The following is a 10,941-nucleotide window of genomic DNA, read 5'->3' as shown; positions in this document are numbered from 1 at the left end:
CGTGATGGGCGCTTCGCCCTTGCGGGCAACCGCGACGACATCGCGGCGGAACTCTTCGGGAAAGGCTTTGGGCATGATGAACATCCTTCCACCCGCAAGGATCAAATCCTCACAGGCAAAGTGTCAATCAAACCTTCAGCAGTCCCGTCTCATGGTTCACAACGGACGTTCATCACGTCCGTACCGATCCATGAGCACGAGCCGGCGAGTATGCGTGGATCGGAGAAGTTCATCCGCAGGTAGACCTACATATCCGAGGAGGTTAGTGGCGAGAGCATCAGAAATATCCAGCAACGGGGAGATCATTGACACGAGTAATTGGGACCAAGGACCCGACAGCCCGTGCGTCAGCCAAGAGCTTGAGTGTGTGGCCCCCGAGTTAAGCCCCCACGCGTAATGGACAAGCGGTGTGTACTTAAGGCTCAAATCCGTACTCTTTACATTAACGTTAGCCAGGTTGTTGCCACAGCGAACGTTGATCGCGTCTCCGTTCCCGTTTAGCTTCACTTCCAGCCCGATCCCAACGAAGTGTTCTACTGCCCCGTCTCTGCCCTTCAAGGCCTTCTGGAGATCACCCCTGTCTTCTAACGAGTTGTTAAAAATACGAAGAAGTGGGATGCCACCTTGGACCGTTGCAAGGAAATCTGCAGCGCAGCGGGCTAGCCTCGCTTCCGCAGCGATACCAGGGTCTGCCAGTGAACACATCCGCAATGAGGCGTCGTGTATGGCACGGACGCAATTCATGGCCGGCAAGGCAAGCATCTGATCATCATCGAGTAGCGCCACGATTCCGCGGGAATATTCATCGGCCGCGGCCAGCAGCGCGGCCGCCGTTCCCACCGACTCGGCAAAGGCTGCCACCACCGTGTCAGGATGTTCATGCTGACGGGCCCACTCCTGATCACGCGACGCTGGTGAACCGGCAGGAGGACTACCAAGAATGTCGAGCGCTTGCGTTGCGGCTGTCGCGACAGTTGCTCTTTGCTGCACCAGGATGCGCTGAACTAGAAGGCGCAGATCGGGGGCTTGGACTGACATTGAGTCAACATACCTCTGAATGTCCCTAACGGCGTTGGTGAGGGAGTCAATAACGACCGTTTTCGAATATCGGCTGGTGCAAATCGTCTCGCAGATGAGTTTTGACGTGTTTAGGAACCTACTACGGGACACATCCGTCGGATTGTGCCACGGCATCGGTCCTCAAGCCCAGTCTGCGGGGCTCGTCCCGTCCCGAAATGGCGGCCACGCAAACTTTGCATGATGAGCACCGGGTGGAGCATCTTTCCGGTGGAAACCGTTCTGGCCGTCCTAGCGGACTCCGTTCAGTTGACACATTCAGCCCTCAATTCCTGCCCACGGTGTGTAACCCGCGAGGTCGTTGATCGGGCCGCCAAGGCTACTCAGGACACTTGAGGCGTCGATGGACCAGTCCGTTCCGGCCCATTCCAAGTTCACTTGTCCGCTGACAAGAGAGCCTTTCATGGTTACCGCCATCTGGACTATCGCCTTGTCCGGTCCATCCATGGTGATCCGGTATCCCTTGATCTGTGGAACGGGATCTGGCAGAGATCTCGTCCGGGTGAGCAGGCTGTCCAATACCCAGGCTTTTTCCGGGGAGTCCACAGCGTACTTGGTGACGAGCACTAGCGGCCCTTCCTGCCAAGCCACAGAGAGCATGTGGGCACCGGCGAACAAAGCTCCAGAAGGGTTGTGCGCAAAACACCTGGCCGCGCCATCGGTGATGGTGCCTGGCCCAAACGCGGCTGCGGCGGGGACTGCCACTTTCCCGTCCAGTGACCAAACGGCTTCGGGTGCGGTCAGCGGCACTTCTTGGTCCCCCGGAGGCAGGGTACAAACAGTGCTGGAACCGGGGTTGGCCGGAAGCTCACTAGGGAGTACGTTGTCGTTGTTCAGGCCTGGGCCGCCTCTGTCGGGTCCGATGACGAACTCGCCCACGACCGTTTTGCCGGCCATGTCATAGACGGGGATGGGGAATGACTTGCCGCGGCGTGCCTTTTGCCAATCGACCGCGTCCTGGGGGCTCTTGAACGTTCGCATGGCTGCGGTGCCGTCGGCTTCTTCCAGGTCGGTGCGGTAGGCGTAGCCCCGGGTTCCATTCGTTGCCATCACAGCGATCAGGTCGGGTGTCCCGTTTTCGTTTTGGGCTCCGTAGGAGTTGCCGTTCCCGTTGTAGCCCCAGCCGGTGGTTTCCTCTCGCACGTACCGGGCGGTGAGCCGCCATCGCGCATCTGGTTCGGTCGTAATGGTCACACTCTCCTGCCCAGGGGACAGCGTGGCTGTGTAGCCGCTCCGGTCTCCGCGTGAGCCGACGTCGGCCGCCGCGCAGGAGCTGCTGGCGCCTCCTCCGTATTCGAAACGGCCCGGAGTCAAGCAGACAATTTCCATTTGAATACCGGTTGCTCCGTCCGGCGGCGCGCCGAGTTCTACAGTCGCCGTTCCCGAGTGTGTTTCTGTCACCTGCGATGACAGGGGTGTGACCTGTTGGCTGCCGGGCGTCACGAACAGTCCGGCTGCAGTTGCACCGACTCCTCCCAGAAGTCCGAAGCCGGCAAAGATGCCAGCGCCCAGCCACAGCCGGGTGCGCTTCCGGGTCCTCGCGGATGTTGTTTTTCGGACCCGTGAGACCAGTTCTGCCCGGAGGGCGTTGCTGAACGTGTCATTGACGTGAAGCTTGTTCATGCCAGGTCTCCTTCCAGGGCCGGGGAGGGTTCGGGCGTCCCGGTGAGTGCGGTTTTCATGCGGGACCGTGCCCGGTGCATGCGCGACTTGGCCGCAGCGGGTGTCAGTTGCAGAACAGCGGCAGCGGCGGCGATGGTGTATCCCTCGAAGATGACCAGGCTCACCAGTTGCAGGTCCACGGCGTTGAGCGTTCCGAGTGCCCGGGCCGCCTCCCTATCCAGCTCATCCTGCAGGTAACCAAGTTCGATGGAGGCCTCCTCTGCACGAGGGAGTGAGTTGAGCAGCCGCCGGTACCGACGCGTCGCCCGGCCGCTGTTGCGTCCTACGTTCGTCGTCGTGACGAGCAACCAAGGAAGCACGGATCCTTCCACGAGACGGACCTTGGCCCGGCGTCTCCACAGTTCAAGAAACGCCGCGGACATGACGTCTTCAGCATCATGCCGGTCCGCCGACAACCGGTACGCGTGGCGGAATACCCTGTCACGGTGCCGGTCGAACAAGGCACCGAATGCCTCTCCCTCGCCCTCAAGACTGCGTTGCCACAGCCCCTCATCATCAGATTCACCGTTCCCCATGCCCTGTATTGTCCGCGAAAGGCCAAAAGGTTTCACAAGGAGGAAAGTTTTTTTGGAGAATTCCGGGCGGTCTCACGGCAGGTCCAGGTTGGGATGAACTTAAGACCAAGACCGGGGGTCGGGTCAACCAGACGCACTGGCAGCAATGGGTCTGCCACTCGTACGGTAAATTCCTGATCTTCTTTGAGCCACCACCCGACAACACATCGGATCTGGAAGGATGGCGCAGAGTCGTATCCAACCCGGTCGACTTCATCTCCCCTCGGTACAAGTGGTAGCTCACTGAAAGTCAGGGCTCAATGAAAAGACAGGCCGTCCCTATTATTCTGGGAGTAATCAGTTTCCTGATTTTTGTCGTCGTATCCGTGAGTTGGACGATACGGGCCTACAAAATAGATGCCGGTAATCTAACCGAAGCCACACCGCCACTACAGGCAACTCTATGGACTGTGAGCTTTCTGATACTCGCCGGTTCCGTCATCTGGTCCATCGTGCTCCGGCGTGACTGTGTCAACCTGAATGGGGCCCACCAGGACGGCCCGAACGGTACCCACCAGACCGACTCGCCCCCGGCATCGGGCGCTGCGCGCCACGCGGCCGCTGGATTTTGTCTGCCAGTTGACTTATTGACAACTGGGCCGCTGCCAGTTGCACTTAGCGCATGGCATCTCGAGAGACTGAGGGGAAGCTCCGGGTCGCGGACGGTCTGGTGGTCATAGCTCTCGGCGTGGTTTCCCTCCTTACGATTTGGAAAAACGCCCCTGAGGCATGGTTCGGAATCCTCCAGAGCCTCATGGCGGCTTTGCTGATTGCTTGGGGTGGAGTGATTCTGGTGGGCAAGACCAGGGCCGGGAGACTTGTGCGAACGCGCCGACGGTGGAGATATTTCACGCTCATCGGGGTCGTCTTGGCCACCATCATCGCGATTGTCGTCAGCACCTCCATCAGCACGGAGCGTCAGGAGGCCAACCCGGCTGCGGGGTTGTTGCCGGCCATCATAGGTTTGTTGATTGCCCAGCTGTATGAACAGGAAAGGACTGCTCAACTAAAGGCATCGGACCTCAGCGATCGTGACGCCGGCGTATGGAAAAGGATCGCCCTTGCTGGTGCTCTCGTGGGAATCGTTCTCGGTGGCCTCTCCGGCGTCACATTGGCGGCCGGCGACAGCGGCACGGGTTTTTTTCTCCTGCCGGTTGCGCTGCTTTTCCTGGTCTTGGCTGCGGCGATCTGGATAATGCTGAGGTCAAGGACCAGACAGTTGCGGGCCAAACCGTAGGCTAACTGCGAGGTGGAAGGCACTACGCCCTGTTCGGCAGTCTGAGGCCGCGGTGATGGCAGAGACTAGTTGCCTGTCTGTCGGGCAAGTGTGGCTGCGAGCCGATAAGAATCCGTGCCGGTTTCGATAATGGTGCCGTTGAAGGTGAGCCGGTCCACGATCGCTGCGCACAACCTGGGGTCGGTGAAGGTCTTGGTCCATCCGGAGAAGGATTCGTTGGAGGCGATGGCGACCGAGTTCTTCTCTTCCCGTTCGGTGAGGACCTGAAAGAGGAGTTCGGCGCCCCGACGGTCCAGTTCCATATAGCCGAGCTCATCAATACACAGCAGGTCAACGCGCCCATAGCGGGCGATGGTTTTCGCCAGGACTTTCTCGTCGGCGGCTTCGACAAGTTCATTCACCAGCCTGGTGGCCAGCGTGTATTTGACGCGGTAGCCTTTTTCCGCGGCCGCGGTCCCCAGTCCGATGAGCAGGTGGGATTTGCCGGTTCCTGAGTCACCGATAAGGCATAGGGGCGATCCTTTGCGGATCCAGTCCCCGGTCGCGAGGGTGTGGACCGTGGCGGGGTTGATGTTCGGGTTCGCGTCGAAGTCGAAATCGCCGAGCCACTTGTCCCGGGGAAAGTTCGCTGCTTTGACGCGGCGGATGGAGGAGCGCCGGTCGCGGTCATCGCATTCGGCCAGCAGCAGCTCGGCCAGGAAGCCTTGGTAGGAGAGTTGTTCCTTCGCCGCGACGGTGAGGGCTTCATCGAGCACAGCCCGGATCGTGGGCAGGCGCAGCCGGCGGCAGGCCTGGTCCACGGCCGCGACGGCGGCCTGCTCGGTCAGGCCTCGCCGCCGGCGCAGGGTCGGAGTGATGGTCGTAGAGGGTGCTGCTGGGCTCATGAGATGTTCTCCTTCGACACTGTTCCTGCGGGGTTTTCGGTGCGTTTGGCCAGCAGGTCGTCATATACACCGATCGACGGAAGCGGCCGGGTATCCGGCGGGAGTCCGGCAATGACAGCGGCGGGCTCCATGAGCCGGCGCTGGGTAAGGCTGACAACCCGTTGCACATTCACGTCATCGTGAGCAACGGGATGACGGTCCGAACCGGACCCACCCGCCGTCATGCCCGCAACGTGTCTGCGGGCTTCAACCGCGACGACGTCGGCACTGACAGCACCCACCCCGAGCGCCGAGGTGATTCCTGCAATGACATCGGAAGCGTCCATGGAGCGGTGGAGCAGCAGGACGTCGATGAGTTCACGGGTTCCTTCGGCATCGCCGTTGACCCGCCGTGAAGCGGCCCAGAATGCTTCATGGGCGTTGGTGAACTCCCCGGACTCGCGTGCCCGGGCCAGCGCGGTGGAACCGGGCAGCGCGCCGGGCTTGGTCTTGAGGACCTCGAGATAATGGTCCAGCTGGACTGATTGCCCGTATTTGGCAACGATCCGCTGATGTCTGGCGGTTACGGCACGCCCGTCGAAAACCACGACTTCGGACGCCCTCAACGACACCCGGAGTCTGCGTCCGATGAACCGTGCCGGGACGGAGTACTTCACCATCCGCACGGTGATCATCGAGGACCGGTCCACCCTGGGTGTCAGCACCAGCCCCGGGTCGAAGACCTCTGCGGGCAGCGGCGCCAGGAACGACTGTTCGGCGGCGAAGTCCTGGCCGATCGTGCGGATCCTGTCATTGATCCGCCGGGCATCGTCCTGGGCTTCCCAGATCCGGATCCGGTCGTTGAGCTCATCCAGAGACTCAGTCACAGGCATGGGTGAGAGCCGGTTGCGGCGGAACCAGCCGACCTCTCCTTCGACGCCGCCTTTTTCGTGGGCCCCGTCGATACCGGGCTGGCAGTAGAAGGGGTCGAAGCCGTAGTGCGAGCGGAACAGCACCCACCGGTCGTTCTCCTGCCGCTGCCTGCCCTGCCCGAACACCACTGCCGTGACTGCGCTGGTGAGGTTGTCATACCTGATGTGCTTGGTCGGGATGCCGCCCAAGACGTTGAACGCTTCAACGTGGCCTTCCAGAAAGGCTTCCTGGGCCTGCGTCGGGTAAATCCTGTGGATGGCCTTGCCCGAGTGGGACAGCCGGAGGATGAACATGTGGCACTTCGTTTTCACGCCGTTCAGCACGACCCAGACTTCACCAAAGTCCACTTCGGCCTCAGCGCCCGGGGCGTGTTCCTGCGGGACGAATGCCTCCACACGGCGGCCGGCCTCCACGTCGATCTGGGCCCGGCGGGCCCGCACGTAGTCGCGCACGGTCGAATACGACAGCTCTTCAGCGCCGTGCTCCTCGATGAGCCGGGTCAGGACCCTTCGGGCGGTATGGCGCTGTTTCCGCGGCGCAGTCGTGTCCTCGATGAGCATCGCGTCGATCGCCGCCTTGAACGGCTCCAGACGGGGCGAGGACCGTTCCGGGGTTTTTCGCTCCGGCGGCAGCGGGGAGTCCAAAGCCTTCCGCACGGTCTTTCTCGCCACGTGGTGCCTGCGCGCAAGTTCCCGGATCGAGGCGCCGTCGACTCTGGCGTCCCTGCGAATACCGGCGAACAACTCCACTCTTGACCCCATCCCGGCCCTCCTGCACTTGACCCCGATATTGATGGGATCAACGCTCACAGATGGGTACCATTCAAGCCGTCATTAGGTCCGGTAAGTCGCTGAGGTGGGTACCGTTCAGGCCGTCCTAGTGGGCTCCGATCAGACTGACATATTCACCGGCGAAAAGCATCAAAGAAGTAGCCGCCGCATCCTGCTCCCGGCTGTGTGCAACGGAGCAGGGCACTGCAGGGACCGTTCTCACGAACGATCGTTTAGAGGCGTCGTTTAACCTCGGTGATCAGCGCAGGAAGCGTTTCGGGAATTGTCTCGGTTAGGCTGGTATCCGGCATTTTCGTTACCGTAGTCCCCGAGACAAGCAGGCGACCCGTTGGGCCGGATAAGGCGGTGTAAGTACCATCATCGTTCTTGTGGAGAAATAGCATTGAGGACTCTCCTGGTTGCATCAGGGGATCCGTCACAGATACCGACGCACCTTGTGCGGCCCTGCCAGTTTGTTTCACTGTGATGGTCGATGCCGCTTCTGTCCCCTTGAGCCACGTCTTTACGGTCACGGTGGCGTCCGTAAAGGGGATGCCATCTACCGCTGAGGACGGCGTGGATTTCTCGACGCTTCCGACCAGAATGGCGTCAGCGTCTCGGGTAAGTTCTTGAAGTGTGGGGTACGCCTTTGCCCAGCTTGCACTGGCTCCCTGTGTCTGAGGAGCTGTACAGCCGCCCAACAACACAGCTCCCCCTATTAGTAGGGCGAGTGTTGGAGAAACAGGCTTCCTCATCATGAGGGTCAGACTGCCAGTGGATTAGCGCCGGCGCCATGCTTCCCCGTTACTTCTCAATAACGATCCTTCAACGGGAATGAGTGATTGTCCGTTTTCCACAGCCCTATTTGGCCGGCTCGTCCTTAACGGGTCCGCCTAGTTCCAAAAAATTACTCGACTTTGAAGCTGAGCATGTCTTTCCCGCTCGTCCAGGTCAAAGTGTCTTGTGTATAGGTCATCGCAATGGGATGTTTCAGAAATTCATGAATCCAGGCTTGATCTTGACCGGCAGTACCGATGCAGCCGCTGGCGCCAGTGGCGATCGACCCGATGGTCATGATGTTTCCAGCAATCGTGACCGGCCCACCAACGGGGGCGCAGTCCGTTCTCATGACCAGCTGCAGGGTACCTTCGACGGAGGTCAGTCGCGCCTTGATGGTCCCGGCGGCAGACCAAGGCAGAGCCTTACCGTTCGATGTTGCGGCGACGCTTGCGTAGGTGGCGCAAGGCGCTTTAGGCAGGAACGCCGCGCACGTTTCCTGCGGCGGTCCGGTGGTGACCGGGACGGGACTGTTGCTCCTGAAACTGGTCGGAGTACTCGGTGATGTTGCAGCGATACCGGAAGAGGTGGGGGTGGAGGATGCTGATCCCGGCACTGCGCAGGATGTCGTGAGCAATGCCGCCGCCAGAACTGAAATTCTGATCGGCAGGTGCAAGCTGCGATCCATGGTTCCCCCTTGAGAATGAACGCTGAACCCGACCATAGGCGTCCGTGCTCGCTTTGTCATTGACTTCTGTCGGCGAGGCTGGCAATCCTCGCATGGGCACGTCAATAACGACCGTTATCGACTTTCAGGCGGTGCAAAACTTTTCGCGGATGAGTTTTGACCTAATTTCGGTCGAAACCAAGGCCTGCAAGCGGCAGCTTCGCCGCGACTCACTGAGGTTTCCGCTCCGACAGGGTATTTGTCCAACCAGGTTCTGCCTGCAGCAGCTGGCCTCGCTTGGGCCACAATGCCGCCATTGTGGCTAAGAGTTCCTCGAGTGCGACGGGTTCGTCGGCCAGTGAATCGAGGAATGCTGCGGTGTCCCGGTGTACGCGCTCGGAGACAGCGTTGCCGGATCTGACCTTGGTCCCGCCCGAGCGGCTGGTTTCCACCAGGCCGGCGGTCTCGAGCGACCGGTAGGCGCGCGCGATTGTTCCCGGGGAGATTCTAAGGTCTGCGGCCAGTTGCCGGATCGTTGGCATCCGGTGCCCGCCCGGCAGTCCACCGGACCGGATCAGCGAGGCGATCTGCTCCCTGACCTGTTCGTACGGCGGGGTTGGGTCTGTGGCATCGAGAACGATCATGCCGAGGCTGCCCTCGCTTCTGCTGCTTGACGGTGGCCGGAGGGGCGCGGCTCCAGACGGGCAACCCGGATGCCGAGGATCGCCGCGGTGAATGCAGCGCCTAATCCGGCGAGCAGGCCTCCGGCGCCGAGCAGGATCAGTATGAGGCCGGCTGAGGACACCGCGGCCGCGGACGCACCGGACAGGCCCGTGTCGAGCGCGGCGGCGTTGAACAGGGGGACCCCGGCGGCGCCTAGGAACATGCCCAGCGTGAGCAGGAGAGGCGCCGCGACGAGCCAGACGAGCACGCGCGCTGTGTTCGCACGGAGTGCACGGTCCGCGCCGGCCAGCTCCCGCCATACAGCGGCCGGAAGCAGAATTACACGCCGGAATGCCACCGCCGCTCCCACTGCGAGAACCGCCAGGGAGGCCAGAACGGGAACAGCAAAATGCCATCCCGGGTACAGGTAAGGCCCTCCTGGAGGGCAGGCCGCAGTGAACAATGACGTGCAGAGGAACCTGCCGTCCCCGACGGCAGCTTTGGACGACAGCCCACCGGCCAGGGCTGCCGCCACGGCACCAGCGCCAGCGCCGAAGGTCAGAACGCGCATACCGCGCGGCAGCAGGTCCCGCGCCGAGCGGCGCACAAGAACCGCCGTCCGACGCGATACGTCACCCTCGATGGGTACCGCCGGAAGCACGCCAAAGACGAGCAGCCCGATCCCGGCACCCGCGGTAGGGCCAACGAACACCGGCACGCCCTGCCATTCCGGAAACGACACCTGGACCAGCAACGCCATCGCGAACACCCCAGCGGCGACCAGCAACGCAACGGCGGTTCGGCCGATAACGTTCCGCCGAGCCCGCCGCAGCGAGAGCGAACCGGCTCCACCTCCGGCCCGGGGCATGGTCGTCATTCCCCACCCGGCCCCCAACAGAACAAGGACCATCAACCCCGCGTCAAGCAGCAAAGCAGCAGTCGCCATTATCTTCTCCCCTAAACTTGTACCAAGGAAAAGGTACAAGCATGCCGATGGTGTGTCAACGACTTGATACAAGACGGCGGCGTCCCCTTCGTCCGGAGGCGCTTGCAAGCTCGATCGAACTCACCGTTCGTTGGGTACGCCGGCACAGCTTTCAATGGCAAAACAGGATGCTGATACCTTCCGTTGGACGAACCCGCCACGGGATGTTCCCGGCCCAATCTGGGACTAATAGTGGAACGAACGGAACTGATCTCCGCAACACGGTCTCCCGGCGGCCCGTTCTTCAGAAGCGTTTCGGGGCGTAGGCTCGGTCCATGCGGAGCGTCCGAGCTGACTCTAGTGATTCTGTTGGCGGTGGTGATTCACCGCCAGAGTACCGAGTACGCATCTGGACTCCGCCGCCTGCGGCTCATTTTGCCTGGCTCGTTGACGAGTGGGATGTCACTGACGCCGAGCAGGTCACGGACGTCATTGAATGGGGCGTGGAGAAGGCCAACGGAAATCCCTTCGAGGTCTTTCTTCGCTGGGAGGACCACCACTTAACTAGAGACGGACGGCCCGAGCCATACTCGCGCTATGCGCTGATCTACGGACGGCCTGCCGACGAAGAAACGACGACTGAGACCGTCTTCCTTGAGTCGCGGTAGATGCCTTGCGAGCTCCAGCCTGCATCCCGGCCCAAAATAGCTGCAGAAGATCCGGTCTTGCATAAATCGAATACCTCGGCACGACAACACCCATCCGCTAAGTGTTGCAATCACCGCAAGAACC

At 61.2% G+C, this 10,941-nt stretch carries 10 protein-coding genes; 1 reads left to right on the top strand and 9 read right to left on the bottom strand.

Translation table 11 applies throughout. From position 1 onward, the window contains the following. Positions 1-156: 156 nt before the first annotated feature. From AC1DFR_RS17445 to AC1DFR_RS17435, 3 genes are all read right to left on the bottom strand, one after another. Positions 157-1,038: a hypothetical protein gene (locus AC1DFR_RS17445; protein WP_476874015.1), complete on the bottom strand. Its 882-nt coding sequence runs from the start codon at positions 1,036-1,038 to the stop codon at positions 157-159. A 297-nt stretch (positions 1,039-1,335) separates the two neighbouring features. Beyond that, positions 1,336-2,700 carry a DUF8175 domain-containg protein gene (locus AC1DFR_RS17440; protein ID WP_476874014.1) on the bottom strand — a complete coding sequence of 455 codons (1,365 nt, stop codon included), beginning with the start codon at positions 2,698-2,700 and terminating at the stop codon, positions 1,336-1,338. Continuing rightward, complete coding sequence (locus AC1DFR_RS17435; RefSeq protein ID WP_476874013.1) at positions 2,697-3,275, bottom strand: RNA polymerase sigma factor; 579 nt, start codon at positions 3,273-3,275, stop codon at positions 2,697-2,699. Before AC1DFR_RS17435 ends, AC1DFR_RS17440 begins: the two co-directional genes overlap by 4 nt. Before the next feature lie 661 nt (positions 3,276-3,936). On the opposite strand from AC1DFR_RS17435, the gene AC1DFR_RS17430 reads away from it, so the two are divergent. After that, a complete protein-coding gene (locus AC1DFR_RS17430; protein ID WP_476874012.1) occupies positions 3,937-4,551 on the top strand; it encodes a hypothetical protein in 615 nt (204 codons plus the stop codon). Between the two features lie 65 nt (positions 4,552-4,616). Here AC1DFR_RS17430 and istB read toward each other — a convergent pair whose 3' ends face one another. The 6 genes from istB to AC1DFR_RS17400 all read right to left on the bottom strand — a co-directional run bounded on the left by istB (position 4,617) and on the right by AC1DFR_RS17400 (position 10,170). Beyond that, a complete protein-coding gene (istB, locus tag AC1DFR_RS17425) occupies positions 4,617-5,435 on the bottom strand; it encodes an IS21-like element helper ATPase IstB (protein WP_476874011.1) in 819 nt (272 codons plus the stop codon). Further along, positions 5,432-7,108 carry an IS21 family transposase gene (gene istA, locus AC1DFR_RS17420; protein ID WP_476874010.1) on the bottom strand — a complete coding sequence of 559 codons (1,677 nt, stop codon included), beginning with the start codon at positions 7,106-7,108 and terminating at the stop codon, positions 5,432-5,434. Before istA ends, istB begins: the two co-directional genes overlap by 4 nt. A gap of 242 nt (positions 7,109-7,350) precedes the next feature. Then, positions 7,351-7,875, bottom strand: a complete 525-nt coding sequence (locus tag AC1DFR_RS17415) for a hypothetical protein (protein ID WP_476874009.1) — start codon at positions 7,873-7,875, stop codon at positions 7,351-7,353. 149 nt (positions 7,876-8,024) lie between these two features. Continuing rightward, positions 8,025-8,582 (bottom strand): hypothetical protein, encoded by a 558-nt coding sequence (locus tag AC1DFR_RS17410; RefSeq protein WP_476874008.1) that lies wholly within the window; start codon positions 8,580-8,582, stop codon positions 8,025-8,027. Between the two features lie 209 nt (positions 8,583-8,791). Beyond that, positions 8,792-9,205: a GntR family transcriptional regulator gene (locus tag AC1DFR_RS17405; RefSeq protein ID WP_476874007.1), complete on the bottom strand. Its 414-nt coding sequence runs from the start codon at positions 9,203-9,205 to the stop codon at positions 8,792-8,794. Then, the gene (locus AC1DFR_RS17400; RefSeq protein WP_476874006.1) at positions 9,202-10,170 is read right to left on the bottom strand and encodes a hypothetical protein; all 969 of its coding nucleotides are present in this window, start codon (positions 10,168-10,170) and stop codon (positions 9,202-9,204) included. The genes AC1DFR_RS17405 and AC1DFR_RS17400 overlap by 4 nt, the downstream gene beginning before the upstream one ends. Positions 10,171-10,941: the final 771 nt, after the last annotated feature.

This window comes from Arthrobacter sp. 05T410 (assembly GCF_056396505.1).
This window is presented reverse-complemented; position numbering and strand designations above follow the sequence as displayed.